Consider the following 24,469-nt stretch of genomic DNA (forward strand, 5'->3'; position numbering starts at 1 on the left):
CCTCCAATGTTAGTAGGTAAGATACCAAACCCCGAACAGCACCAACGCAATACCGATTAGAGGAGACATGACCGTCGTGGAAACCAACAATACAACCGCCAGAATACCGAGTCGGCGATATTCAGTCTCACCTTTTGCTTTGTGGCACAGCACAGCCATGCCATCGCGAACTTTCTGCACATGATTTTTAAAATCCTGGATATTCATTTCAACCCTCCTTATGCCTTTCTTAAATAGCCGGCTTTTGCCATTTCGCGAAACTCCATCAGCAGAGAATCCCGGTCGGCGATAAACCGATAGCAGCACATCCTCGATCGGCACTTCGATGCGTTCGTATCCCATACGCGAAAAAGCCGAAATCCTATGATCCGGCTCCAACCATATCTTCAATCCATATAGCTTCATTTTATTATCCTTTCTCCAGCAACGACTCGATCCGGGTCGCTGTTGATTCAACTCGCGCCTTGGCCTTTCCGATTTTCACTTCATCCAACTCCGACCGCACAGCCAACGTACGAACTTCCTGGTAGGCGATCATGCGCCGGAGGTCGTCGGTCTGGTCGAAAAGCGTTTCCACTTGTTCAATCAGCTCGATGTTGTCGCCCGTCAGGCCGGAAATGGTGTCGGTTTCCAATCCTTGGAGATCGATCTGTCCCCCAACCTTTTCGAGCAGTTCCGATGGAATCTTGCCGGGATGGAGCGACTCGACCCGCAAGGCGATGTAGGCCAGCGGCGTGATTTGCCCCGGCGCGTCGCACAGGTCGTTCCACGCCTTGAGCTTCACCATTTCCGACAGGTTCTCGCCGAGCAGGATTTCCGCCTTCTCGAACAGGTCGGTGGTGGTGAACAGGCGATAGACGGTTTCCACCCTTTGGAAGTTTCCGCCTTCGCTGAAATAGTCCGCCAACAGATCAAGGCAGACCTCCACCTGATGTAGCATTTCTTCGCGGTTGATCCCTTCGTCGTTCAGTCCCATTGGAATGCTCGACAGGATCACCTTCTTCGCGCTCTGCGCAAATGAAGGGAGGTCGTCGCCACGGATCGACTGTCGCGCCAGCTCAACCGCCCGGTTCGACAATAGGTTGCGATAGATGAAACCCAAGCGGCGGCCATCCAGCTTAACGCTGCCGTCCGTCTCCTTCATTACCAGCACCGCCAACCGGGAGAGGAATTCACCCAAGGACTGGAAATCCTTTTCCAATGATTGGAAAAGCGATCCCGCCTTCAGGAGAATTTCCCATATCTGCCGTCCGGCGATTTCCGTATCCGCCTTGCTGACGGTCTTGGTTTCCGACTGCGGGCACCATTCGCCAATGCTCGGCGCGTCATCGCCATTGATATGGCGCAGCACCTTGATGCGGTCTTCCTCATCCATATCCAATGCTTCAGGCGGATAAAGGAATATGGCATAGCGCCCGATCAATGCGGCATCCATCGGCTGGGTGCCGTTGTATTGCCGTCCCATTGGGTTCATGGCGCTCCAGACCCATTTGACCTCGGTCGTAAAGCCCATGATTCTGCGGGATCGGATAATCTCCAGCCACTTGGCCTGCAGTTCCGGTACCGCGCGGTTAATCTCATCGATCAACACAAACTGTTTGTCCCATACGGTGACCGTACTCGGCACATATTCGACGCGCCCCTGCTTCAGGCTTTCCACATTCGGAAAACCCAAGACATCTTCAAACAACGCCTTGCTGGCATCGTAGGCCATGAACTTCCAGTCCAGCGCCTGCGCGATCTTACCCGCCGCATGCGTCTTGGCCGCGCCATGCGCGCCAACCATCAGCAGCGGATCACCCGTCAACAGCGAGGCCATTGCCAGGTTTTCATCTTCCAAGCTCCATCCATAGATACCCAGTTGTTCCAATAACTTAGTCTTCATTTTATTACTCCTTATAAAACCCTGCACGCAGGGTGTGTAGGCACAAAAAAAGAGCCGACCCGGCATTTACGCCCAATCGGCTCTTCACGATTTTGATATTTCATTTTCAGTCTCCGCTTGTCTCTCCTTCCTGCATTTTCTCCAGCATATCCACGACACCCGGTTCGACAAACGCCACCGGAGACGTCATCTCCACATTGAAGATACGTTTTGCGACCGCTTTGCGGATATGGGCAATGCGCCCGGTACGATAGGCATCCTCCGGCTTAATGGTGCCGCCGGTGAATTTGGACTTTTCGGGATCGCACTCAACCAGCGCGATATATCCCTTTTCCCACAGCTTCGCGTGCTCCGGGCACAAATCCCAACCCGTGACCGTCTTCCGCTCCAGCGTGTTTCGCAGGCGCTTATCCAACAGGATCGTACCCGTATCAAATGTCTGACCGCAGACCGGACAGACCTTTTGTTCCATTCCAACATGGCTTTTCATTTTATTGCTCCTTCCGTTATTTCATTTAGGTTCATGACTTCTCCAAACGGCTCCAGCACCTTTCCGTTGTTGTGGATCCCGAACAGAATGGTCAGGATTCGGACTCCGGCATCATGCAAGGCCGTCTGGTTTTGTTCGCTCATCGCTGCATAGCCATCGGTAATGATGACCGCGCGTTTGAACTCCTCTGTCAGGATGGTCTGTGCAACGCAGTTGAAGTCGGTGCCATAGGTGGTCTCCACATAGCCGCGCATCAGCGCGTCCATGGTGATTTCCGCAACGGCATTGCTGAACTGGTAGACCGAACGGAGATTCCGTCGGTACCGCGCCAACAGGCCGCAGATTTCCGGCAACGACTGGTTCACCGAACCCGACACATCCAGAAATAGCGCAATGCCCTCGCGGTTGTTCTTCAGCTCCGGCTGGCGGTTACGAAAAAATCCTGGCCAGATATCCGCGCTCAGCAACACCATGTCGCGTCGGCACGGATTGATCGGGAACGGCGACGTTGTACGGCGCATTTCCCGCTCCGAACAAAAGAAGGCATCCAATCGTTTGCGGGTGCTGTAATTGAGCAACAGTTCCTGCCTGATGCTCCGCTTGGTCTTAATGATCTCGACAATCATTTTCTTCAGACTGTCGAACATGCCTCCCGAGCAATCGCTGCTTCCCAGGATTTTCCTACCCACTTCCTTACCAATGCCCTGCAGTTGCTCCGGCTTCCAATGATTGGAACCGCCACTATGCGAACCGATCAGGGTTGGACGGCTCGCCGATTGCGGTACCAGCATTTTCAGGGTCTGGATCACCTCGCCCGCGCTGAGCACATCATGGTGCTGCCACTTGGGATAGAGGTGCTGGTACAGATAGCTGTACCGACTGTTGCGATGCTTGCTGTTTGGCCGAAGGATTGATTCCAATCCCTGGACAGCATAGAAACGCTCGAATAACGATCCGCCGCCCGATGCCTTTGCATAGAACTGGCTGATCAGCGCGTTGATGATCGCATCGCACGCAATGTTGCTGATCTGATCCGACTTATGGACAAAGTGCCCGAACGCCGGATGCAGGATTTCATGGAAGACCAGGCAGAACAGATCCTGCTCCGTCTTCACATGCTCCGAAACGAATTCCGGATTGTATTTCATATGCCCATCGGCATCGATGCATGCCGTTGGGATGCCGGGATCGACTTCAACCGAAGCCACGATCCCCGCAACAAACGAATCCGCGCCCAACTCGCGCTTCATCATCTGCCGTACTGTTTCCAATGTAATTAGATTCATCTGAATCTCCTTTCTGTTTGTTGTTTGGAAAACTTTTGACCGGATAACCCGCCGTCGCCCAAGGCTATGGCGTGGCTCGCTGGATGATCAGGATTCACGTCCATCCGCGTTTATTGCCTCTCACTTCGTTCGTTGCCGTCGCTTTGCGCCTGCCTCTACCTTCGGTGGTCACGGTTAGAATTCTTTCGTGTTTTCAGTCCAATTGATCGCTGTTCACTCTCAATTGTGTGGCTAGAAATAGATCTGCGTTATCCGCGTGATCTGCGGTTAAAAATAGCCCGCACAGTCCTTGTGTCCCCTGCGTTCTTTAGCGGTTAAAACACTTCTGCTGATGGGGAAATTAATGGTTTTAGAAATGCATAGCGGTCGCTATGAAAACGTCCTCCCTCGACGGGGAACGCGTTTACAAGACAAGGTACGGCAAGGCCGTAAACCTTCATGCGAATCCACTGTGTTCAGCCGGATAATCAGCATCAGTTCCTTCGCGGGATGACCGTTCAAGCAAATGGCATCAAACGGATTTCAATGATTTGAATAGTTTTCATATAGAACCTCGAATGGGTTCCGGCTTGATTTTTGATGGCCACGAAAATGCGCAGAAATCACAAAGACACACGATCTACGGTTTCGGCCATAAATGAAAAAAGGAGTAAAGGCATAATCGCCCTTACTCCTGGTTGTAGGTCTCGCGGTATTCCTGCCAGAACTCCCGCTCCCTAAACTGCTCCAGTTCGTCCCGGAGCATATTCAGGATTTTCGAGACATCCGCCCGGATGTCGCACAGGTGGCATTCCATCGCCGCAAGCTTTGTTTCGAGTGTATCGGGTACACTCTGATTATCTGCTTCCATGACTACTCAAAAGTAGTCGCAGTTTATAAATTTTTTGCAACTCTAGTTTAACGATTATATTAACTGTTTACCAACCTGCTTATGCGAGCAAGGCAGAAATCCTGCGATAACTCCACTATTGGAAGCGCCAAGCAACCTAACCAATAACTAACATTAAATTGTCGGAAATTAATTGAAGGGTGCAGCGATTTGGCTATTCCCGATAAACGTTCTCAACGAAGACGCTGTAATTATTCATAATGTCATGTTTAGTTTGCCAAATCGAACGTCCCCAAAGATTTGCCAGTTCACCAACCGTGAACTCCAGTTCATCCGGATACTTGATTTCAGGTGACCGCTTGGCCAGTGGGGCATCGGTTTCCGTAACAACTCTACTAGAATCCATTTTCCCCACCAACATACGGCCCCGCTTAGACTGCATCATCTTCGCATTCACTGAAAAATATGCCCCGATATTATGTGCCGATTTCAGCTCACTATCCGTTCCCGAAAACCAATGCAAAATGAATTTACCTTTGAAACCATTCAGTATGCTGAGGGCATCCGAGGCGGATCGTCTCGTGTGCACAGAAAGAACCTTGTCTTCAGCGGCAGAACACATTTCAACAATTCGTTCGAAAACTCTTTTTTGGTGCTGTCGATCCCGCTTGTCGCTGGTCATGTAATCCAGCCCGACCTCACCAATAAATTTTGTTTTGGGAAGCAGTGTTTGGAAAAGATCTAGCTGATCTTTGTATTCAAACGCAAGCTCAGGGTGCAATCCAAGCGCCACATTCACAGAGCTGTATCCTTCAACCAGTTCACAGCACCGCTCAAATACAAAGGGAGCATTAGTCATCGCCAGCACCTGAACCTGACTTCTGCCCATAACTGAAAGTATGGATTTGGGATCAGGAAACAAATCCAAGTGGCAGTGTGCATCAACAAACATATAAACCTACCTCTATCGACCAGATCCTGTTAAAAAAACTGCCAACTCTTCCATTCCTCGTCTATATACATCAACAAATGATGAAACTTCTGACGGTTCAATCGATCCTGTCGATAGAACCTTGAAAATATCATTTTTCGGCGAATCAGTTTTATACCGTTCGACGGCCATCATTATCGCCCGGTAGTCGCGTCCTTTCCCTGTTGATGGATCAGGAGGACTCAATATCACATCGGTCAAATACTCAGCATCATCAAGATCGGTCTGATGGATTGCGGCTCGTCTCACCAGACACGGAAGGCAATGCCCGCATTGAATTCCCGGTGCCCTGCCTCCCCATCGGCTCTGCTCAGGGTGGGAGCATGAGACGGTTTTTGCGGTTGTAAGACAGAGCACAGCCTCATCAGCACACTCCTTCAGCATTTCACCTTTGGTTTTATGCCGAAACGGCAGTTCCAGCGAGATGTCAAAACCAAGTAGTGATATCACTTCCTGAATCAGTATCATAAAGTGGGGGTGGGTAGTCCTAGTACTCAGACTGCCTGTTCTGGTTTCTGTCAGAGGAACATTAAGGGATATTAACCCGTTCTCTGGAATGAACAGAGTTGAAGACCCGGAATTAAGTGATCCCAATGCACATCCCATTGCTAAAAACAACAGGGATCGGGTCCTCATTGATTGTTCATAATTACATCCACGTATCGAGGGCTGGGTAACATTCAGCCTTAAGAACCTCTTGTCAGAAATGCCCATTTGGTTCTGCAGGATGGAAGCGACTTCTGCCTGGGCTGTGGATGTCACCCCCCCACCGCCATAGTGGCCGACAAACATAGGAGTGCGTCCTTCTTTCAATAAGTTAATTGCTCCAGCCAAAGAATCCAAACCGCCTGAGAGGAGACACACATCACTGCAGTCAATTTCTTCCGATGAAAGTTCTTCCTGTAGACTATATTCGCGTTTCCTAAATTCAAACTCCCACCGATCACCACTCAGAAAGTCCAGTGCCCTTTGCAGAATGGGGGCTGCGGCATTCCATTTTCCAGGATCGGCAACGGGAACGCAGATCCTGATCTCCCGTCCCCAGCAATTATCTGAATACATATCCCTGTTAATACAACGGTCTGCACTGTAAACAGTCATTGCAAAATGGAGCAAATCCTTTGCGTCTTCGGGTAACTGGACCTGGGTCAGTTTTTCTATATCACGGACAACATGCTGTGGAACGGAGTATGGGCTGGAACTGTTGTCATAATCACAGAATATCCTTGGAGAACCTTCGCCTATGCCCGGCACATAATTATCATTCGGCCCTACTCGAGCTATCGTATGCCACATCATGCTTCACCTCCGATTATCGAATAAGCCTCTTCGTAAAGCCCTTGGATGATGGCCTTGCCTTCGGAGCCAGCCCAATCCACGGCCAGAGGATCAATCGCCTCCATCTCCAGCTTAACCGCATCATTAACATAAGCCTTCACGTTTCTTTCAAGCGAGACTGCCTGAGCTTCTGATACAGCATTTTTCTCTATCGATATCCCAAGTTCCTGTAACCATTGCCGGTATATATATCCTGCTATAAACCTTTCCAGGGCTGAGAGGACATCCCCCGAGGATAAATGATCTAAATCATCGAGTTTTTCTGTGTTTTCGTAGATCAAAGAAAGCGCGTCCTCCATAGCCTGTCTAGCCAGGCTTTCATCAAAACCGGATGATTCGGGGGCGATTGAATCCAGCAATTCTGCATATACCGTATCTACATCAGATCCGATCAGTCTGCTTAACCCCAGATTCTGAAGTGCGGCATTAACACCGTCCGATGCTACACTTGACAGGAACCCTGTAATCCTTTGCGCGGCAGCACGTCCGGCGGATGCATTTACTGTTGCAACTCTAGATCCACCTTTGGCTTTCACATAAGAGCGGCCGGTCTGGGGCATTCCGCCACCGCCCCCTGGACCATCAGCCCGAACCCCTCGTGTCATACTGGCCTTGGCAGCCTGCCAAAGCGGAGGCGGCTCATTAGATGTGTCTGATCCCTCTATTTCAGGATTTTGAACATCCCCTTGGGGATTTTCATTCTCCTCACCTGATTCTTCCGGAGATTCCGGTTGTGAATCAGGACTATTTGAGGATTCACCGTCTCCCGATGGAAAAGCCCAATCTGGTAGCAGGCTTTTTTTATCCCTGTTTCCCCCATATGAAGCAGAAGTACCCATGATCTATCCCTTCTTTCTTTTCCTTCGAGCTATCGCGACTTTGGCAATACTGCTCTCAGAGTCTGATGCAATAACCTGTTCAATGTACCTCTCATAAAGCTCCTGCCGGCCTGCTGCTTTGCACGTCCCCTCAAGCTTTAATATGATTTGCGGAGGTAATGCTTGTGCCGGAAAACTGGGGAGAAAAGTAAGCAATTCCCCGAGTAATTCATGGCGCACACCAGTCCACTCAACAATCATCAAAAGCGGGGATTCTTCTTTTGAGTGATCCTCCGAATGCTTAGCTTTCTCTGCTAATTCTTCAAAAATGCTGGAAGCATCAACTGGGCTCACATCCTCCCCGAGCTTCAGCGCTCCCTCGCGGACAGCTTCACTCGGGCTAAGAATCTTCAGTAGGATTTCTCGGGCGACTGAACTCAACCTTTTTGCCGTATACGAAAGGGTACTAAGCGAATCCCGTGAAAAATAAAAGTATGGCCGCAAATCAATTCCGGCCAGTTTTGGTTCCAGGGTCAGCCATTCCTTAAACCAATCCTCTGCAAACAGGACTCCAAGCTCAGTATCCATTTTGATTTTATCAGCATTGCTTTTTGGAGTAGTTCCTGCGTTTCGCTCAGCGTCCTTTTTTTCAGCTTCTTTCCCTATGCCGGGTTGAGCCAATGCGTCCTCAAGGCATACAATTTGAGGTGGCACACCATTTTGCGATATTTGCCAACCAGCCAGCTTCTTGAAGGTTTCTGGACGCAGGTACTCAAGAATCATCAGCTTTGCCAATACTCGTTGTTGTATCTCTACTTCCCTTGATGCGGCCATCTTCAAGCGCATCATCAGCGTATTAAGGAAACGTTTGCACTGACGTGGATTGCCGTTCATCACATCCGCCAGTATAGGACTGATGCGTTCTGCAAGCGCCAATTCTTCCTTCAAAGGTTCTGGAACCTCTTCTAGAACTTCCGAAGCAGAAGACAGTCCGAATGATCGGCCTTCCTGAATGCTCTTCGGCCCTAAAGCCCATTCACAGACCTTTTCCAGATCACTATCAGATAGATGGGGGAGCGAGAATAATAAGGCTATATAGTTTTCTGTGTCGGTTTTGCTCATTGAAGGAACGCGGATCATGTACTGGATGAGTTTTTCCAGATAATCCCGTCCGACATCAGTCCGATCACCAGGAAGCTCAGGGAACCGGCTTCGAACAGCAAACCTTACAAGGCGTTCGTCAGCTCCTATGATAAAAGCACTGCCCGGGACAAAGAGAAACAGTTTGATAGCTTCTAGCGTTTCAATGATGGTATCGGGCAGGCACCGATCCAGATCATCGATTACGACGACCAGCTTCTTGATTTTTGCCTCATTCAGAAAGGACTCAAAATTCTCCCGAAACTCTCTTATGCCTTTCCGCAAGGTGTGTTTTTTCTCATCCTCCAAAAGCGCAGAAACATCCTCTGGCTTCAAGTCCTCTATTTTTTCTCCAGCTTTTTTTGCTAGAGCAACGGCGTCGATACCGGCAACAGCAGACAGGCCAACCGGGCCTCCGGCAATAGTGGCAGCTCCATATTTGACGGCGGAACCAACGGCCCGAAACCAGTTCACCTTCCGGATAAGATTCACCGCCAATACTTTTGCCCTGTTCCCCAAGGTCTTTTGCGATGAAATTTCGTCGATGATTGTTTCCATTAAGGCCGTCTTTGCATCATCGTATCCTTCAAACAGCCATCCATTGAATGATAGGAGAATGACATCACCCTGCGACTTGAGATCACGTTCTATCATTTGAATAACGCTGCTTTTACCGGAACCCCAGTCACCGAAGATTCCTATCGTTGCAGGAAGAAGGTTATCGGAATTCACTATATCAACAGCTGAACACACCAGGTGCTGAACTCCCAAAAGATCTCTTTCTGATTCATGATCAGGCCACATATTTCTCCTCCGAGCCAATTGAAACAAACACACTTAATCCGCATTCATAAAACATCTAAGTCACACACCAACAAAAAATAACACCAACTAAACCGGTTGCATTTCCAATCAACAAAATCGTTCATATCACATCCCCCGATCAGTAGTACCTACCGCACCAACCTCCTCTCCTTTTCAGCAACATCCGCAAACTTGATCGCCATTCCACGCACCCCGAAATCAACAGGTTTAATAAACGTGAAAACAATATCCGTTTTTCACCCCTCCATCCAGCGATTGCTTAGGAAAATCGCCGATTTGATGCGTTTGTGGTGGATTCCCCCACAACCACCAGGCACCCCCACCGAAAGGCTTAGTATTTTATACTAGTCTCTGTGCGGTTCACCGAAACGGACTTCGGCGCAGCCACTGGAACAAGGACATGGTTTATAGCCTGATCCAATACAGCACGTCCGCACCCAACGGTAGTCTTTGATAAAATAGAAAAACCACCCCGATGCGGAGTGGTTTTCCTGTGGAGATTCCAAGGGTTGGAGGTTTAGATATCCAGCCCGACCGCGTCGGGCATGTCGAGGCCGATGGCCTTCTTTATGGATTCCTTCCACTTTACCTGAGGGTTGTCCTTATAGGTTTCGTACAGCTCGTTGATGCGCTCCTGTGTAAAACACGCCAGTAGTTTTTCTGCGCGTTCCATGGCCTCCGCAGTACCGCAATTGATCGACACGCGCTGCTTCAGCATGTTGGGCAACCCGATCCAAATCGCGTCAGTCACATACGGCAATGTTGCTTCAACGACACCTTCGATGCGATTATCGAGCATAGGTTCGCAGGAGACGCTGGTGGCATAGCCCAGTTCATAGGCCGTTTTCAGAGCTTCGTTGCGCTTTACAAATATCGGCGCACCGGGTTCCCAAAACTGGAGAAGATCATCATTGGCAGAACCCATGGTGAATCGGAACAGAATTTGTTCCCGATATTTTTCCAGCTCACAGCAGAGCTCAAGAATGCAATCAGGATCAGACTTGCTGACGATCAACATCTGGTTGCCGACTTTGAGCATGCTTCGGAGAACCGTGATACACTCATCCAAATTCTCCATGGTGATATCATGCGTAGTCGGGAACATGATCGTTCCTTTTCGCTTCGCAAAACCCTTGTTTACCTTCTCCATCTGGATTACAGGCTTTTTCCAGTTTTCACGGGTTTTGCGCTTGTGGCGAATGGCCATCGCCTTTGCATAGCAATACTTGCAGTCATTCGGGCATCCGCTCTGGATGTTAACATTTGAGGATGCCCACTCTTTTGTGCCGAAGATCGCGGTCATCGCTATTCGCCCTTTTCTTTCGGTTTATCCAGAAAGTTGACGGTTTCGGCAGTGACGAGCAGACGGGAGCGCTTTTCGCCTTCCTCGTTTTTCCACTCGTCCATTTTGAGTCGGCCTTCAACGAGTACGGCGCGACCTTTGCTGAGGTATTTGTCGCACGTTTCGGCGAGTCCCGACCAGGTTTCGATGGCAACGAACGCGACGCGCTCCTGCTCCGTGCCGTCGTTATCCTTATAGTGCTCGTTTACCGCCAGCCGGAAATCGGCGACCTTGGTGCCAGACTTGAGGGTCTTGAGTTCTACGTCGGTGGCAACGTTGCCGACCAGGATTACTTTGTTGAATGACTTCATATTGTCCTCCATGGGTTGATGGTTTCAATTAACGCCCCGTTGTCCCACTTTCTGTCGAAACCTTTATAAAGACCCGCGCCTCCCCCGTGACCAGAGGTGATAAACATGGCAAGAGGAAGGCCATTCAAGTGTCCGTACTGCGGATCAACCAAAAGCATTTCGAAGGGAATACGGTGGAACAAATCCGGCGAAGCCCGTATCCGGCAATGCAAATTGTGCCGGCGACGGTGGAGTCGGAGGGTGAACAAGAATGAGGAAGCGACGGAGGCGCTGCCGGTGGAGACCGAGCAAGAGGGCTTTCACTATTGAGGCCACGTTCAGTTGCACAGGTGGATGAGGGATTATTTCCCCATCCGCATGTACACCCATTTAGCAAAAATCACGAATGCAATGATGACACTGGTCGCAATCAATCGCTGCAGAAATGTCATTTCCTGCTGAACCGGCTCATTGTATTGGGGTGGATGATGTTGATGTACCTGGTGTCCCGGTGGTGATGGCGGGGGTGAATGTCTCCGCCCTACAGGCTGATGCCCGCTACAGGGAAGCAGCCTTTCCTCTATTCGTTCATTCTTCATAATACTCACGTTTTTATACCCCCGCCCCTGCCAGGAGCGGACGGCAGCTATGTAAAGATCAATAGAGCAATCCAGATGAAAAAGAGACCCACGCCCAACATGATCATGTCCTGAAGATCCTCCGGGATTTGCCTGCGAGGCCGCCGATAATATTGATGGGGATACCGATTTTGATGGTTCGGCGGATATTGAGGATGTTGATGGGATATGTCATTTGTCTCGCGGTCAGGTACCTCACCCGAATTCTGTTGATCCTGTGCATGTGGAGAACTGGCGTATGGAATACCCGGTTCGTCTGGATAGATTTCTTCTGGATCGTATCCAGGCAACGTCTCATTCCGAGCATCTGATGCGGGTGGCAATCCCTCCCCATCCTCATCCAATCCGAAATTTACTCCTACACTAATGGTATTGGGATTTTTGACCTTTACATGTTCCCAGCCTTTTATCGGTTGCATATCACACCTCCTATATAGAGGTGTCGGTTCGTCCCATTATTTAAGAATTAGAGTTCGTTGGGATCGGAGAGAAACCGTAGGTTGTCGGCGGAAATATTCCGCGACTTGAGATCGCGCAGGGTTTTGTGTTTTACGGATTCGGTAGTGCTGAAGCTGATGATTTCGTCAAATTCCAGTTCCAGCAGTTTCTGAATGTTGTCGGCGCCCCGCGATCCGGTCTCGATTTCAACGGCAATGCGTTTCCCGTCTTTTTCGGCATGCAGGTCTATGCATTGGTTGTTGCCGATGGGCTTTTCCAGTTCAACCGTCCAACCGTCGCGGTCAAACTTTCGATGGATCTCGTTTTTCCAATAGTTGTGGATGAGGCCACCCTCTTTCCGTTTGGCCACCTCTACGCTGTTCCGCTTCATGGCTTCCCGCATGGCGGGTGTAAAATCCAACAGCACCACTTTTCCGGTTCGGGTTGGAATATCCACGGGCTGGATGACACCTTTTTGAATGAGCCCCTGTTTGGCGTGGTTTCCCCTTCTCCGGCTGATGCCCAAACGTGAATAGCGTTTGACGACTCCGTCGAATGGGTTTCGGTATATATCCTTCATGAGCTTTTGCTCCGTTTCAGTAAGAGAGGTTCCAGGTTCTTTCTTCCCTATTCTATGAATATGGGGAACATCCTTGGTTTGGTTGGAATCCGCTTTATCTACAGATTCCTGCATGGAATCGTTGGAACCGGTTCCATATTTTTCAATGAGGTGCGCGTCGGTGACGGAGCCCTTGTCGAGATCGACCTTGGGGATCTGAATCTCGAAGGGAAAAATGAAACGCGACTGGAGCTTTACGACGGCGTGGCCGATGGGAAGGAGTCCGAGCACCTCGCGGTGCTCCCGCGGTATCCGCATCATTTCGGCGAGGGAGTTGATGTCCTTGCTGTGTTTCATGTTGAGCGCAATGGTGCAGTAGGTATTACCGAGCGCCGGAACGGAAATCTGGCTGGGATGCTGATCGACCAGTACGATGGACTCGCCCATCTCCCTGATTTCACGAAGCAGGAGATCGATGACGGTTTCCTTGCCGGTGTTGGTGAGGATGTTGTGCGCCTCTTCGACGATGACGCAGTGCTTGAAGGTTTCCCTATCGGGTTCAAGCATCCGGCAGTGGTGGATCCAGACCATCAGGGTTTCGATAAGAAATATTTTTTCGTTGTGCGCCAGCGAATTGAGTTCGAGGCAGACGTTTTTATCGAGCAGTTCCTGTATACCGGATTGCGACTCGGTGTTGATGACGTCGGACACCTGTCCGAAGCAGAGACTCTGAACGGCACGCATGGTGGAATCGAGCCACATGGCCTTCCGGCCTTTGACCGGCATCTTTTCCAGAAACGCCAGCACATCCTTCAGGGTGGGAAACCGCTCGGGTTCGTTCGTGTAGCATCCATATTTTTTATAAACGGCATCGATGGCCTCCATAAGAATAAACATAACCCCCTCTCCCAAAAAGTAGGCGTGGGAAATGATCTCGATCAGCTTTTTGAGCCAGACCTTCAGATCGGTTCCCGGCGGTGGAATCAGCGGGTTGAAATACAAAGGATGAACCGGTCGGCCGACGGTGTAGATTTCCAGTGGAACATCGTGTGCCAGCAGGTCGCGGTAATTCCGTTTCCAGTCGAAAATCAGGAAGGGCTTTTTGTTGCGAACCAGCTCTTTGATGAGCAGGGCTACCGTATTGGTTTTCCCCGCCCCGCTCCGGCCAAAAATCGCCATGTGCTGGATGAATTCATCTTCGCAGATTCCGAAGGGATACAAGGCCTGGTCATGTGCCAAAATCCGACCCAGTTCATACTGCCCACGGGCATTTTCTTCTGGGGGAATATGGAGCCCGTTTTCAACCAGTGGATTGACGCCGAATTTACGCTCGAGCTGAAGCTCCACCAAGGCCTCGATGTCGCGCTTGCCGGCGCTGTCGCTAAGCTGGTGCTGCCGCCAGATTTTCAGGGCTTTTGATTTGCCAATATAGTCTGACAGTTTCTTTAGTGATTCCTCAAAGGTCATCGTTCAAGACCCTCTTTTTCCTACGCTCGTCCGCATAGCCTGACCATGAGTCGAATATGTCGCCCAGAAGCCGGTTGGTATCCCGCCAGCAGGCCACCTCTTCGGCATGTTTTTCCTTGGCCAGCGAATGAACCTGCTTTTCCAGCTCGGACTCGAACCGGCTGTGGATTCCATTATAGTTCGGCCAGTTTCGGAGTTCCGAAAGTATGCCGTGAACCCGCAGCTGTTCGTATTCCACATTCTTGAGAATGCCGTATGAGATCGCATGCCGCGCCCGCAGTTGCTTGACCAAAACATCAATGTGGTCGCCGTGCAAATGCAGGCGGTCGGACGTGAAGTCCAGCGGCTCGATTTCGTAGGCGTTCTTGCTGTTAAAAATCCGTTCGGTCAGCTCATCGGGATTCTTGAAAGGACTTTTGTCAGGTTTGATTTCCTGGATGATCTCGAAGGCCGGCTGACCGGTTTCAACATGATAGTTGTATGCGTCTTTCTGGCGCTCCGCCTCGGCGTCATACAACGGTATTCCGTATTTATCTTCAAATGCCATTTTACCACTCTCCGGTGAGAGTAAATGGATTGGCATTTATAAAGATTTCGGTGCCGGAATCTTTTGTTTGGATGTTTTGTTCAAGGGTTTGTTTTATCTTCTATCTAAATCTATCTATCCAACCCTCAACAACTTACATCCCAAACAAAACATTCGTCTAAAAAACTAAACAAACACCCCCGACCCGCAGGGTCGGGATATAAATTATCCCACCAACGGTGGGGATTACCAATCCCCCCACCGGGGGCGAAGCCCCCGCACGCGCAGCGTGTTTCATCTCCGGCGCCGCAGGTGCCGGGAAGCCTCCCGCAGGGAGTGCGACTCCTGCCCGCAGGGCAGCCAGCCTCCATCATCACCCTCCCCGGCCTCAGGGGTTTACCCATGTGGCCGGCCACTTCATTTTCCGCGTCAGCGGGGACTCATCAATTCCCGTCACCGACGGATCCAACCTCCCAAACACCCCCACCAAATCCACCATCCCATGGTGCCTAAAAAACCAGCCTCCCCGGCATAGGGGATCCCCCACTTTCCATCCGAAGGATCCAATCCTCACTTTTCACTACTTATCCATTCTTCTTGCGAGGATCGCGAGCAGGAAGCCCCGGGGCAACTAGCCCAGGGAACCGAAGCCGCCCCGAAGCTTTTCGGGGAGTGATTCGACCCATTCACCGAACCCCACGGATTGTGTTGTCCGGTTTGCATACCTGCACCGGTACAATCCCTGTGGAGCCGGTTCGACCGTCATCAACCGCGCGATTTCCGCGGTCTGCGCTGTGCCTGCCATTTCGAGCAGGCCAGCCCTAACCTCAACTCTTTCTTCATCATCGAGTACGGGATGGATGCCATAGTATCCGAGCACGGACTCTTCGTCTTCCGCGTCGAATACATCGAACGGAAATTCACTCTGGATTCCGATGTATTCAAGGATCCGATTCACTTTCGTTTTGTTCATTTTAAAGACCTCTCGACACCCGTCTTTGCGGGTATCTGATTCGTGCAGCCAATCAGGTAACCGGTAGGGGTCGAGTGGTGGTCGAACAAAACGGAATGAAGAGACCCTATCATCTCTGTATTCCTGTCCTTCTTCATGGCCGTCAGGCCTTTTCTAATCCGGGTCACCGACCCATCGGGGAAAAGCTTAAAATGGCGCTCGCGAGGAGCGAACGACTTTTATGGTTTTCAGGGGTGAAGCCCGGGACTTTTCCACCATCCCCAAGCCCATTCTTTCCGGCAACCCATTGCGCCGATCATCCTTTGTAAAAAACAAAAACCGAAGCTAATGCTTCGGCGCAAAAAACACGGGCGTGGTCAACGCCACATAATGGGCATATTGGAACTCGCTCAATGCGATCGACTCCCACGGCCGCCCCACCGGGCTCAGCCGTCTTGTTTCCTTGTCAAAGAAACACTCTTCGCCCTTATGCACGACTTTCGGCATTTTCTTCATGGCGACCACCTCATAAAGAGGTGTCCTTATCGGACATCACTACGGACTCGAAGGCTTTTCCAAGCAGCAACTGCGCTTTCGGAAGATCGTTCAACCTCAGGGTTTGTGTCCTCTGCCAGTCGCCCTTCTCATCCTTGTAGCTTCTTTCAAGCTTTACGCTGTAGCTCACGCTCTCTTCGCCGCTTTCATCCTTTCTGGTATTTTCCCAGACCGCAACGCTGATCGCGCCTGCACTAAACTTTTCAGATGGTTTATTTCCATTCATTTTATCTACCTCGCAAACTGCGTCTTTGCGCAGCTTGTCGTCGGACAGGACTGACAAGCTTCGCTTCGCAGTGCGAGTGGATTTCCACTGGAGATCAACTTTCAGGTGCAGCTCCCGTTTTCGATCAGCAGATTTATAAGCGTAACTTTTCTATAGTAGTAGTTATTACTAGAATAGGTATATGTATATATATACCTCCACCGGAAAATTACTCGCACCGGCGATCACGACCGCCACCACTTTCAAGGGGTGGATAAAGTTTAAATAGATCGTCCCATTCCTTTCTTCTGAAAGGTGATTTTCCAATGGAACTCTCTATACAATCCCAAATCAAACAACAGATCGAACAGGCCTGCCGCGACAGCATTATTCTGAATCCGGAATACCTGGATGACGAACAGCTGTCCCGTGAAGGCCAGTTCCACGTACTTACGGATATCTTCAACGTCAACATCCGTAGCCGGGAGATCAACGAGATCACACGGCATTTCGCGCCGATCTTCCAGAACGGCCATCCCATTCATTTTTCGGTGCTGGGCAAGACCGGCACAGGCAAGACCATCACTTTGCTTTATCTGCTTCAGGAATTCGCGGTGCTCTGCAAGGAGCGCGGCATACCATTCGCAAAGTACCATTTGGATCTGTGCTGCCCTGCACCGTGCTTTCGCGCCCTGAACAACCTGGGCTGCCTGATGCAGGCCAGCCGCTATTACAAACGGGGTATCAGTCTGGACGACCTCATGCATTCCATAGAGGCGAAGCTCGCCGAACGGAAGGGATACATCGTGATCTTCATCGACGAGGCCGACAACATCCGAACCGATCCCGACTCGTTCTATAAATTCCTGATCAAGCGTCTTCCGCAGAAGACGGAGGCGAAGATCATCCTGCTCTTTTCCTCAAACCGCCTGGGCTGGGCGGACAACCTTGATCCCCGGATCAAGAGCTGCCTGAAAATGCGCGAGCTTATTTTCGACCCCTACAATGCCGGCGACCTGTTCAACATTCTAAACATACGGGTTCAAAAGGCACTGCGTGAAGGCAGTGTCGAAGAAGGCGTGCTTCAAAAAATATCGGCCTGTTCATCGCGTAACCACGGTGATGCACGAAAGGCCGTCAACCTGCTCAGTCGATCCGCGCAGCTTGCGGAAAAGGCGGGAACGTCCGTAACGATGGAGCTGGTGGATAGTGCCAACGATGAAATTGAAAAGGACAAATACCTGGCAATGATCCGAACCGCGCCAAAGCAACTGCAGGCGGCGCTCTATGCGGCGATCACGGGCAAGGCCAAAGGAAAGGCCTTGCATACCGGCGACGCCTATATCGTATATGACCGGTTCTGCCACGAAACGGGCATCGCCCCGCTGACCCAGCGGGCGTTCACCGACCTTTTGAGCGAACTGGACATGTACGGCTTTATTCGGGCGCGAACCGTGTCGCGCGGTCGTTATGGCCGGAGCAAGGAGATCTATGTTTCGCTGGAACCGCATATCCTGCACGCCATGAAACGAACCATTCTCCAGAATTTTGATCTATACAACGAGGTGACCTATGCATGACAACCGATCCATTCAATGGACTATTAGACCCGTTCGCCTGGTGGGATATCGGGCGAAGCTATGATAAATACAACGCGTTTTTCGACGTGATCATCTTCAGCGCAATCTTCATTGCGCTGGCGCAGGCCATCCTTGGCCGTAGATTCCCTGGCCGCCCCGGTCGCGCGCTTTCCGCAGCACTCGGCATCTTCATGGGCGTCGGCCTGACCCTGCTCGAACAGCAGTTTGGCTGGAACCTGCGAATGGCGGGTGGTGTTGCCGCCGTCATCGTAATGATCATTTTTGCCATGCTGATGATGCCGTTCCTGCTCCAGTTCAACCTGAACAAGCGAACCGCAGGCACCCTCGTGTTCCTGATCCTGTATTTTATGCTGAAGGCGCTTAGCCCGGCATCCATGCAGTTTATCGACCGGCACTTTCCATTCCTGCACCTGATCGCAGCCATTGCCGTGATCTATGGATTCTGGCTCATTATACGGCGCGTCCTGCCCAACGATGCCAGTGCGGTCTTCAATACCTCGGATGCCGGCATGGTGGCTCGGCTTGACCAACCGCGCGAAAAAAGCGAACTTCATTTGCTTAAGAAGACGAACCGCAAGGCGGTTCCCGAAGCAAAGAAGAACGCAAAGCAGATTGAGCACACCTTGCAGGCACTGAAAAATGAAACCCAAAAACCCAACCCAAGTTTCAAGCAGATAGCGCAAGCTACTGCCACCATCGCGCACCGGGCGGATTCAGCCGTGGAAAAAATCGATAAGCTACGGATTCTGGATCGGCGCCTGAGAAACTTTGACTGGCACGAACTCCAGCAGATGCGGAACTATTGCCGCGAGCTGGGCGAAGCGGATCGTGAAAAGCTAAAGCAACAGCTATTGCTGGAACGGAAGAAAATCCTCGAAGAACATGCGATCGAACAAACCATTTCATCCTGCGAGAATCTTTATTCCAATCTTCGCAGCAAACTCGATGGCATTGGGCGGGCGGCGCTCGCCAAGAACAAGGCTGAAACCATTGCGGACATCAACTCCGCGCTTCAGCTGGACAGCCAGTTGCGCGGCATGCTCGATAAATTGCAAAAAGCGGAAAAGCTCCTATTCAAACTTACCCGGATAAAATTAAACGATGAGAAGAAAATCTAGTTTGGACTCAACAGCCGGCATGAGATTGCCCGCCATTCCTTTCGGATATATTCAAGTTCCAGTTCGGCCTGAGCCCGCTCAGCGGGATCAAGAAAGCCGCTCTGTCGGTTTTCAATCGCCTTTATTCTATTCATTAGAAAATCCTGCTGCTGTCTTAGCTTTCGCCAGTCAGTAGACAGGGATGCTTCCGGGCATAAAGGATGGCTGCCGCTGGGAGTCAATTTTGCATGCATCTCCGCTAGGCAGTATCCAATATGCTGAAAGTCATCCATTGCAAACAGGATCAAGGGAGCGATGTATATAAATCTTTCGGGTGCCAATGTCCTATGCGGCCACAGGGCGTGGCGGGTGTTCAGCCGCCACGATTGCCAGCTCCTGGCCATTGCCACCAACCCGCTCGAACAGCTTAAAGCATCGCGAACACACCGCTTCGACTTCGATATTTCTATCCGCCCAAACCTCCTGTCCGCATTCGCATCTATAGAGGATTTTTCGTAGCGGTTTTCTGATCGGTTCATCACTTTCACCCTCCACCATCGGGTGGTGCGGTGAAAACCCAAGCGCTTCTAGCTTCCTTCGCAAATCGGGCGACACGGCCAACGTTGCGCCGTTGCCCACCTGCGCATGAATACCGACGGATGCCGCCATCCCCACAAACTGGCTGTTGTGATACCGCTGACGATGGCCGACGTGCCCAAACAGGTGCTGGTACAGATGGATCATTTCATGCAACAGCGTCACGGCGACATCGGATTCGCTCCGGCCAAAATGCCGCGAGTTCAAATGGATTCGATGCTTCGCCCCAATCTCATCCCGGCCGATCCGGTAATACCCATACCGCACGATCAGATCCGCCCCTATCGAAATCACCGCCTTCGGCAGTTTGTCCGCAAAGAAGATACCGTTGAGTTGGTCATACAACACATTCATCCGATGCGCGATCCGGCTGTACGCCCAGCCACTCGCTTTTGTTTCGTGGTCACGGATGGCATCGATCACCTGCTCGGTCGCGTCATGCCCTCCATTCCGTTCACATGCTTCAGTCATTCTTCTCACCCTGGCAGCCCGTCTTTTGCGGACTTGCTCCTGCCCGGTCGGGGCAAGGCGCCGGAAACGCCTGCTCATTCTGCTTCAACCGCCCTTCCAGCCATTTGATCAAGATCCGGATGCTTTCGTTGCAGACCGCGATGATATGCCGGTCAAACTTACGGGAGCCCCTGCCACACATCGCAGGCAGCCTGCAAAAATGCACGGGTGGATAGTAGCCCAAATTGATAAAGCTCTCGCAGATTTCCCAGGTCATGTCCATGCCGCCGCCAGTTAGTGCCAAATAGTATTCGTCGTCCATCTGGATGATGGTTGTATTCACCAGCTTTGCCCTGAAATCATCCGGCACCTCGAAACTTTCGCCCAGCGGGTACATATAGTTCATCATCGGCATATACCGGTCTTCGTCTTCCTCACTTGTCACCAGTGGAACTTCCCAATGCTCCATGTAGCCTTCGGAAAAATCAAAATCCTGCGGCTTGGAATCGATCAATTCGCAGCTTAGTCCCTCATACGTACATTCTTTCATTTCATTTCACCTCGGCGAACCCGTCTATCGCGGATTTGCTCGCAGCCCGGCCTAGGGCAAATCCCCGGATGGCAAAAAAAGTGGGACGCCTTAGCCATAGTTGAGAGCACATTAACCAAAGAAAGGAACCAACCATGAATACTCCCTATGGAAACAACAGGCCGCTGGGCGGCAACAATACGCTGAACATCATGCGCAACAACCAGCAGCAGCAGATGGAGCAAATGCGGCGCATGCAGGAAGAACAGCGGCGCCGGATGGTGCGTGACCCTCATCGTCCGCACATGGGCTAAGGAGCATTCCATGGGGCTTGCAGATATTTTGCGGTGGGTGGCCAACCGGCTGGATCCAAACAGGAACCAGCCCCCGCCCGCAATGCCCCGGCCAGCGCCGGGCAACCAGCACCAGGCGGGAGGTGGAGCATTCCACGTCCCGCCCGGCATGCACACGGTCTTGACCGAGGATCAGCAGGCCACGGTCGATGGCGTCCAGAACCTGGAATACCACCGCCGCACGCTGCATATGAAGGACGGCAACAACGGAAAATACCGCGCCTTCCAGAAAAACTCACAAATCCTGGGCGGGTGCGGCTGTGTAAGCAGCAGTCCGATGGATGTCGCGTTCCTCTCGCAGGTCACCGGCCTGCCGGTCTGCAAGGATTGCGAAAAGCAGATCAACCGCATGCGCGCAATGACGCGCAACGAGGAAAGCACCTGCAACCACAAAGTAGCCATACACGAACTCCGGCGTGTACCGGGTCACGGCTACATGTGCCCCTACTGCCTGGTTGAGTTCCAGAAGGAGGCGCGCAAGCGGCGGCTCCTCGGCATAGTCACTTTCTTTATACGACCATTAATGAAACTACCATCATGAAAACTGAACAACCGATCCCGAAATTGGATTCTCTGTTCCAGCAACTCCGCAAAGCGGGGCTGGATCGGATTCCGCATACCCACGATCTGATGGAATGGGCACAGATCGACCCCGACGATTCCTCCATTATCCGGCTATTGCAGGAAGCGCTGGAGGAGGAAGGAACAATCCTGCAACTCAATCCCGATCCGTTTCGCCCGACCATGCCCCACAACCAGCAGGAAGTTTCCGGCGACCTTCACCTGGGGTATCTGCCCCAAAACGGGTTCCCGTACGGAATCTCCATACAACAACTGATCTACCACCTACTCGTGCTAGGCCGCACGGGCGGAGGCAAAACGACATTGATCCGACATCTGCTGCATCAGTTGGTGCAAAATATTCCCGACATCAAACTCCTAATACTGGAACGCAAACAGGAATATACCGACCTACTGAATCTATCCCCCGAACCGTTCCATGTGCTCGATGTAAAACGCCTGCGATTCAATGTTCTCAAACCGCCTCCGGGCGTCCCCCTGCATATGTGGCTTTCCGTTTTCACACAGATGTTGACCAACTACATGGACATCCGCATCGCCAGCAGTGGGTTTCTACTGGAACTCGCACTTGATCTTATCGCCGATTCAGAAGGCTCCTTTCCCTCACTAAGAGATCTCCATAACCATATCAAAAAACAAAAATACAAACCTGCATCCACCATGGCACGGCATCAAGAAACGGTACTCATCCGTCTTTCAGCCCTGCTCAATATGCTGCCCGGCGTGTTCGACAGCGGAAACGGGCTGGATATCCGCGACATCCTAGCAAACCACACCCTGTTCCTGCTTCATGACATCCCGCACCTGGCCATGCAAAATTTCATGTTCAGCCTGATCATGGCGCAGGCTTTCTTCTACCGAACCATGGTGGAGGGGCATCAGCCCTCCCTGCGCAACTTGATGGTACTCGACGAGGCATCAGCACTGTTTCGCCGTAGTGATGAAATCAAGGAAAACGATTCCTACCTCTCCTACATGGTCTCTCAGGCACGCGGGTACGGTATAGGTTTGATTGCCGCTGGCCAGAGTTCAACCGACCTTAGCCACACCCTACTTGCGAATACCGGCACCAAAATCGTCGTCGGTGGCCTTGGTCGCTCAGAAGACGCCGACCTTTTCTTGCGCCAGCGACCCATTACATTGGAACAACGGCACCACGTGATGAGCCACCCGGATGTCGGACGAGCCTTCAGTGCTGATGGTCGCTACCCCTACCTGCTTGAGTGTGGAATTAATCCGCCACCAAATAATGCTGCGCTTGATGATGCTGCATTGGAGCAGCACATTAGAAAAACAGTAGTGGATTTGAGAATCGCACCGCTACTGCCGCCACCTTCGCCCAAGCCAAACGCGAAGCCTACGGAGAAGAAGGAGATTGCCGATGACTTGCTCCGTATTCTACTGGACATCCAATATACCCCGTTCCAACTACTCCGTGATCGCGCCAATAAATTGAAAATGAAACCCGTCGCCCTCCATGACCAAATCAAAAAGCTTATCCAACAGGGCATGATGAAAGACCACCCGGTTCATATCAAACGCGGCTCGCCGCGCGATCTCTATGAAGTAACTGCAAAGGGTGCTGGATTGACTAAAGTACCGATCACTAAAATGAAAGGGCGCGGCGGTTACTTGCATAAATTCTATCAAATGAAGATCGCGGAATTCTGGAAAGCCAAAGGATGGAAAGTAGAGATAGAAGGCTTATGCGACAGCAAGAATGCAGACCTCGTCATAACCCACCGTTCCGATGGCACGGCCGTCGCCATCGAAATCGAACTCAACTTTGAAGCCAACCCCGACCATGTGATCCACAATATTTTAAAAGACCTTGAATCTGACCGTGTAGAAAAGGTGATCACCCTTGTACCGAAAAAACCTATCCTAAAAAAACTAGAGAAGCTGATTAGAGACACGGAAGAATTGAGCGGCAAGATCGGCAGAATCGAACTGGCCTGCACCTACAACCATTGGGAGGACAAATAATGGACTACTACCGTATATTCAAGATCGGACTCCTTGTGTTCGGCATACTGCTGCTACGCCAGTGGATGCCGGAGCTGTTCCAAAACGTCAGTGGCATACTGCCATCATCCCGCCACAATCCGCAATACAACCTTTTCGCATGGATCATGATCTTCATCGCAACCGCCGGACTGATCCGGCTGCTGAACCGATTCTAGGGAGCAAACACCATGGACTGGAAAAACGTACTCGGACTTATCGGCCTGATCCTTCTGCTGGTTTACGGCCCCGATATTCTGGAGCAAGCACATACCAACTCGCCCTTCACCCACTTCTCCCATCTTGGTACAGTGCCAAGTAGATTGCTCTCGCTAGGCGTTCTACTATTAACCGCCCTCCTTGCTATTAAGCTTTGGCGAAAAAAGTAAAGAACCCAGTTCGCCATAGCAAATTCAGGTCGGCCCGGTTTGATAGCGATACAAACTTCTCTAAAGCGACTCTCCGTTCGGGTCGCTACGATGTTGATAGCGATTTAAACTTGGAACCCAAAAAGTTATGTTACTCCATGACAACATATTGAAACTAAACAGTGTGAAACTGGTTCAAATCGTTCAAATCGACTCGCTTTTTTAACATTCATCTTGGACGGTAGTCCTGACAGGATAGCAGTACTCTTAGCCCCTCGCGCACCCCAACTACCCGAACAGCATTTGAATATCTC

General features: G+C 51.1%; 27 protein-coding genes. 7 read left to right on the forward strand and 20 right to left on the reverse strand.

Translation table 11 applies throughout. The annotated features are described in order from the left end of the window. Positions 1-9 precede the first annotated feature (9 nt). The 17 genes from E9954_RS12055 to E9954_RS12130 form a co-directional block, all read right to left on the reverse strand. Complete coding sequence (locus E9954_RS12055) at positions 10-405, reverse strand: hypothetical protein (protein WP_136079414.1); 396 nt, start codon at positions 403-405, stop codon at positions 10-12. 4 nt (positions 406-409) lie between these two features. Next, complete coding sequence (locus tag E9954_RS12060) at positions 410-1,885, reverse strand: AAA family ATPase (protein WP_168442188.1); 1,476 nt, start codon at positions 1,883-1,885, stop codon at positions 410-412. 106 nt (positions 1,886-1,991) lie between these two features. Further along, entirely contained in the window at positions 1,992-2,375 is a 384-nt protein-coding gene (locus E9954_RS12065; RefSeq protein WP_136079416.1) for an ATPase, read from the reverse strand. Next, positions 2,372-3,661, reverse strand: coding sequence for a DUF2201 family putative metallopeptidase (locus E9954_RS12070; protein ID WP_136079417.1), 1,290 nt, complete (start codon positions 3,659-3,661; stop codon positions 2,372-2,374). The genes E9954_RS12065 and E9954_RS12070 overlap by 4 nt, the downstream gene beginning before the upstream one ends. Before the next feature lie 667 nt (positions 3,662-4,328). Further along, positions 4,329-4,511, reverse strand: a complete 183-nt coding sequence (locus E9954_RS12075) for a hypothetical protein (RefSeq protein WP_136079418.1) — start codon at positions 4,509-4,511, stop codon at positions 4,329-4,331. Between the two features lie 193 nt (positions 4,512-4,704). After that, complete coding sequence (gene qatD, locus E9954_RS12080) at positions 4,705-5,442, reverse strand: Qat anti-phage system TatD family nuclease QatD (protein WP_136079419.1); 738 nt, start codon at positions 5,440-5,442, stop codon at positions 4,705-4,707. Between the two features lie 12 nt (positions 5,443-5,454). Continuing rightward, on the reverse strand, positions 5,455-6,780 hold the full coding sequence (gene qatC, locus E9954_RS12085; protein ID WP_136079420.1) for a Qat anti-phage system QueC-like protein QatC: 1,326 nt from the start codon (positions 6,778-6,780) through the stop codon (positions 5,455-5,457). Beyond that, positions 6,777-7,658 carry a Qat anti-phage system associated protein QatB gene (gene qatB, locus E9954_RS12090; protein ID WP_136079421.1) on the reverse strand — a complete coding sequence of 294 codons (882 nt, stop codon included), beginning with the start codon at positions 7,656-7,658 and terminating at the stop codon, positions 6,777-6,779. Before qatB ends, qatC begins: the two co-directional genes overlap by 4 nt. A gap of 3 nt (positions 7,659-7,661) precedes the next feature. Beyond that, entirely contained in the window at positions 7,662-9,581 is a 1,920-nt protein-coding gene (locus E9954_RS12095) for a KAP family P-loop NTPase fold protein (protein WP_136079422.1), read from the reverse strand. Positions 9,582-10,119: 538 nt separating this feature from the next. Beyond that, positions 10,120-10,905, reverse strand: coding sequence for a radical SAM family protein (locus E9954_RS12100; protein WP_136079423.1), 786 nt, complete (start codon positions 10,903-10,905; stop codon positions 10,120-10,122). A gap of 2 nt (positions 10,906-10,907) precedes the next feature. Further along, the gene (locus E9954_RS12105) at positions 10,908-11,255 is read right to left on the reverse strand and encodes a single-stranded DNA-binding protein (protein WP_168442189.1); all 348 of its coding nucleotides are present in this window, start codon (positions 11,253-11,255) and stop codon (positions 10,908-10,910) included. Positions 11,256-11,880: 625 nt separating this feature from the next. Further along, a complete protein-coding gene (locus E9954_RS12110; RefSeq protein WP_136079425.1) occupies positions 11,881-12,291 on the reverse strand; it encodes a hypothetical protein in 411 nt (136 codons plus the stop codon). Between the two features lie 47 nt (positions 12,292-12,338). Next, positions 12,339-14,336: an ATP-binding protein gene (locus E9954_RS12115; protein ID WP_136079426.1), complete on the reverse strand. Its 1,998-nt coding sequence runs from the start codon at positions 14,334-14,336 to the stop codon at positions 12,339-12,341. Continuing rightward, the gene (locus tag E9954_RS12120) at positions 14,326-14,883 is read right to left on the reverse strand and encodes a hypothetical protein (protein ID WP_136079427.1); all 558 of its coding nucleotides are present in this window, start codon (positions 14,881-14,883) and stop codon (positions 14,326-14,328) included. The genes E9954_RS12115 and E9954_RS12120 overlap by 11 nt, the downstream gene beginning before the upstream one ends. 610 nt (positions 14,884-15,493) lie before the next feature. Then, complete coding sequence (locus E9954_RS12125) at positions 15,494-15,835, reverse strand: hypothetical protein (protein ID WP_136079428.1); 342 nt, start codon at positions 15,833-15,835, stop codon at positions 15,494-15,496. Positions 15,836-16,159: 324 nt separating this feature from the next. Further along, a complete protein-coding gene (locus E9954_RS32445; protein ID WP_168442190.1) occupies positions 16,160-16,330 on the reverse strand; it encodes a hypothetical protein in 171 nt (56 codons plus the stop codon). 10 nt (positions 16,331-16,340) lie between these two features. Next, complete coding sequence (locus E9954_RS12130) at positions 16,341-16,595, reverse strand: hypothetical protein (protein WP_136079429.1); 255 nt, start codon at positions 16,593-16,595, stop codon at positions 16,341-16,343. 305 nt (positions 16,596-16,900) lie between these two features. Here E9954_RS12130 and E9954_RS12135 point away from each other — a divergent pair, with 305 nt between their 5' ends. Both E9954_RS12135 and E9954_RS12140 read left to right on the forward strand, forming a co-directional pair. Beyond that, complete coding sequence (locus tag E9954_RS12135) at positions 16,901-18,154, forward strand: Cdc6/Cdc18 family protein (protein ID WP_136079430.1); 1,254 nt, start codon at positions 16,901-16,903, stop codon at positions 18,152-18,154. Further along, positions 18,151-19,293, forward strand: a complete 1,143-nt coding sequence (locus E9954_RS12140; RefSeq protein WP_136079431.1) for an MFS transporter — start codon at positions 18,151-18,153, stop codon at positions 19,291-19,293. The genes E9954_RS12135 and E9954_RS12140 overlap by 4 nt, the downstream gene beginning before the upstream one ends. Here E9954_RS12140 and E9954_RS32450 read toward each other — a convergent pair. From E9954_RS32450 to E9954_RS12150, 3 genes are all read right to left on the reverse strand, one after another. Further along, positions 19,290-19,427, reverse strand: a complete 138-nt coding sequence (locus E9954_RS32450; RefSeq protein WP_168442191.1) for a hypothetical protein — start codon at positions 19,425-19,427, stop codon at positions 19,290-19,292. The two genes, E9954_RS12140 and E9954_RS32450, sit on opposite strands and share 4 nt — an antisense overlap. A 190-nt stretch (positions 19,428-19,617) precedes the next feature. Then, positions 19,618-20,340 (reverse strand): SprT-like domain-containing protein, encoded by a 723-nt coding sequence (locus tag E9954_RS12145; RefSeq protein ID WP_168442192.1) that lies wholly within the window; start codon positions 20,338-20,340, stop codon positions 19,618-19,620. Next, positions 20,333-20,869, reverse strand: a complete 537-nt coding sequence (locus E9954_RS12150; RefSeq protein WP_136079433.1) for a hypothetical protein — start codon at positions 20,867-20,869, stop codon at positions 20,333-20,335. The genes E9954_RS12145 and E9954_RS12150 overlap by 8 nt, the downstream gene beginning before the upstream one ends. 134 nt (positions 20,870-21,003) lie before the next feature. On the opposite strand from E9954_RS12150, the gene E9954_RS32455 reads away from it, so the two are divergent. The 5 genes from E9954_RS32455 to E9954_RS12170 are packed head-to-tail and all read left to right on the forward strand — an operon-like array spanning position 21,004 to position 24,176. After that, positions 21,004-21,162 carry a hypothetical protein gene (locus tag E9954_RS32455; RefSeq protein WP_168442193.1) on the forward strand — a complete coding sequence of 53 codons (159 nt, stop codon included), beginning with the start codon at positions 21,004-21,006 and terminating at the stop codon, positions 21,160-21,162. A gap of 10 nt (positions 21,163-21,172) precedes the next feature. Beyond that, positions 21,173-21,742: a hypothetical protein gene (locus E9954_RS12155; RefSeq protein ID WP_136079434.1), complete on the forward strand. Its 570-nt coding sequence runs from the start codon at positions 21,173-21,175 to the stop codon at positions 21,740-21,742. Then, the gene (locus E9954_RS12160; RefSeq protein WP_136079435.1) at positions 21,739-23,769 is read left to right on the forward strand and encodes an ATP-binding protein; all 2,031 of its coding nucleotides are present in this window, start codon (positions 21,739-21,741) and stop codon (positions 23,767-23,769) included. The genes E9954_RS12155 and E9954_RS12160 overlap by 4 nt, the downstream gene beginning before the upstream one ends. After that, a complete protein-coding gene (locus E9954_RS12165) occupies positions 23,769-23,966 on the forward strand; it encodes a hypothetical protein (protein ID WP_136079436.1) in 198 nt (65 codons plus the stop codon). Before E9954_RS12160 ends, E9954_RS12165 begins: the two co-directional genes overlap by 1 nt. Positions 23,967-23,978: 12 nt before the next feature. Continuing rightward, positions 23,979-24,176, forward strand: coding sequence for a hypothetical protein (locus E9954_RS12170; RefSeq protein WP_136079437.1), 198 nt, complete (start codon positions 23,979-23,981; stop codon positions 24,174-24,176). Positions 24,177-24,469: the final 293 nt, after the last annotated feature.

Source organism: Pontiella desulfatans (assembly GCF_900890425.1).
Taxonomy (GTDB): domain Bacteria; phylum Verrucomicrobiota; class Kiritimatiellia; order Kiritimatiellales; family Pontiellaceae; genus Pontiella; species Pontiella desulfatans.

What these genes read in the sequence shown, in the direction of transcription:
- E9954_RS12055 (WP_136079414.1), bottom strand. Translation starts at nt 405, where the DNA reads ATGAAGCTATATGGATTGAAGATATGGTTGGAGCCGGATCATAGGATT.
- E9954_RS12060 (WP_168442188.1), bottom strand. Translation starts at nt 1,885, where the DNA reads ATGAAGACTAAGTTATTGGAACAACTGGGTATCTATGGATGGAGCTTG.
- E9954_RS12065 (WP_136079416.1), bottom strand. Translation starts at nt 2,375, where the DNA reads ATGAAAAGCCATGTTGGAATGGAACAAAAGGTCTGTCCGGTCTGCGGT.
- E9954_RS12070 (WP_136079417.1), bottom strand. Translation starts at nt 3,661, where the DNA reads ATGAATCTAATTACATTGGAAACAGTACGGCAGATGATGAAGCGCGAG.
- E9954_RS12075 (WP_136079418.1), bottom strand. Translation starts at nt 4,511, where the DNA reads ATGGAAGCAGATAATCAGAGTGTACCCGATACACTCGAAACAAAGCTT.
- qatD (WP_136079419.1), bottom strand. Translation starts at nt 5,442, where the DNA reads ATGTTTGTTGATGCACACTGCCACTTGGATTTGTTTCCTGATCCCAAA.
- qatC (WP_136079420.1), bottom strand. Translation starts at nt 6,780, where the DNA reads ATGATGTGGCATACGATAGCTCGAGTAGGGCCGAATGATAATTATGTG.
- qatB (WP_136079421.1), bottom strand. Translation starts at nt 7,658, where the DNA reads ATGGGTACTTCTGCTTCATATGGGGGAAACAGGGATAAAAAAAGCCTG.
- E9954_RS12095 (WP_136079422.1), bottom strand. Translation starts at nt 9,581, where the DNA reads ATGTGGCCTGATCATGAATCAGAAAGAGATCTTTTGGGAGTTCAGCAC.
- E9954_RS12100 (WP_136079423.1), bottom strand. Translation starts at nt 10,905, where the DNA reads ATGACCGCGATCTTCGGCACAAAAGAGTGGGCATCCTCAAATGTTAAC.
- E9954_RS12105 (WP_168442189.1), bottom strand. Translation starts at nt 11,255, where the DNA reads ATGAAGTCATTCAACAAAGTAATCCTGGTCGGCAACGTTGCCACCGAC.
- E9954_RS12110 (WP_136079425.1), bottom strand. Translation starts at nt 12,291, where the DNA reads ATGCAACCGATAAAAGGCTGGGAACATGTAAAGGTCAAAAATCCCAAT.
- E9954_RS12115 (WP_136079426.1), bottom strand. Translation starts at nt 14,336, where the DNA reads ATGACCTTTGAGGAATCACTAAAGAAACTGTCAGACTATATTGGCAAA.
- E9954_RS12120 (WP_136079427.1), bottom strand. Translation starts at nt 14,883, where the DNA reads ATGGCATTTGAAGATAAATACGGAATACCGTTGTATGACGCCGAGGCG.
- E9954_RS12125 (WP_136079428.1), bottom strand. Translation starts at nt 15,835, where the DNA reads ATGAACAAAACGAAAGTGAATCGGATCCTTGAATACATCGGAATCCAG.
- E9954_RS32445 (WP_168442190.1), bottom strand. Translation starts at nt 16,330, where the DNA reads ATGAAGAAAATGCCGAAAGTCGTGCATAAGGGCGAAGAGTGTTTCTTT.
- E9954_RS12130 (WP_136079429.1), bottom strand. Translation starts at nt 16,595, where the DNA reads ATGAATGGAAATAAACCATCTGAAAAGTTTAGTGCAGGCGCGATCAGC.
- E9954_RS12135 (WP_136079430.1), top strand. Translation starts at nt 16,901, where the DNA reads ATGGAACTCTCTATACAATCCCAAATCAAACAACAGATCGAACAGGCC.
- E9954_RS12140 (WP_136079431.1), top strand. Translation starts at nt 18,151, where the DNA reads ATGACAACCGATCCATTCAATGGACTATTAGACCCGTTCGCCTGGTGG.
- E9954_RS32450 (WP_168442191.1), bottom strand. Translation starts at nt 19,427, where the DNA reads ATGAATAGAATAAAGGCGATTGAAAACCGACAGAGCGGCTTTCTTGAT.
- E9954_RS12145 (WP_168442192.1), bottom strand. Translation starts at nt 20,340, where the DNA reads ATGACTGAAGCATGTGAACGGAATGGAGGGCATGACGCGACCGAGCAG.
- E9954_RS12150 (WP_136079433.1), bottom strand. Translation starts at nt 20,869, where the DNA reads ATGAAAGAATGTACGTATGAGGGACTAAGCTGCGAATTGATCGATTCC.
- E9954_RS32455 (WP_168442193.1), top strand. Translation starts at nt 21,004, where the DNA reads ATGAATACTCCCTATGGAAACAACAGGCCGCTGGGCGGCAACAATACG.
- E9954_RS12155 (WP_136079434.1), top strand. Translation starts at nt 21,173, where the DNA reads ATGGGGCTTGCAGATATTTTGCGGTGGGTGGCCAACCGGCTGGATCCA.
- E9954_RS12160 (WP_136079435.1), top strand. Translation starts at nt 21,739, where the DNA reads ATGAAAACTGAACAACCGATCCCGAAATTGGATTCTCTGTTCCAGCAA.
- E9954_RS12165 (WP_136079436.1), top strand. Translation starts at nt 23,769, where the DNA reads ATGGACTACTACCGTATATTCAAGATCGGACTCCTTGTGTTCGGCATA.
- E9954_RS12170 (WP_136079437.1), top strand. Translation starts at nt 23,979, where the DNA reads ATGGACTGGAAAAACGTACTCGGACTTATCGGCCTGATCCTTCTGCTG.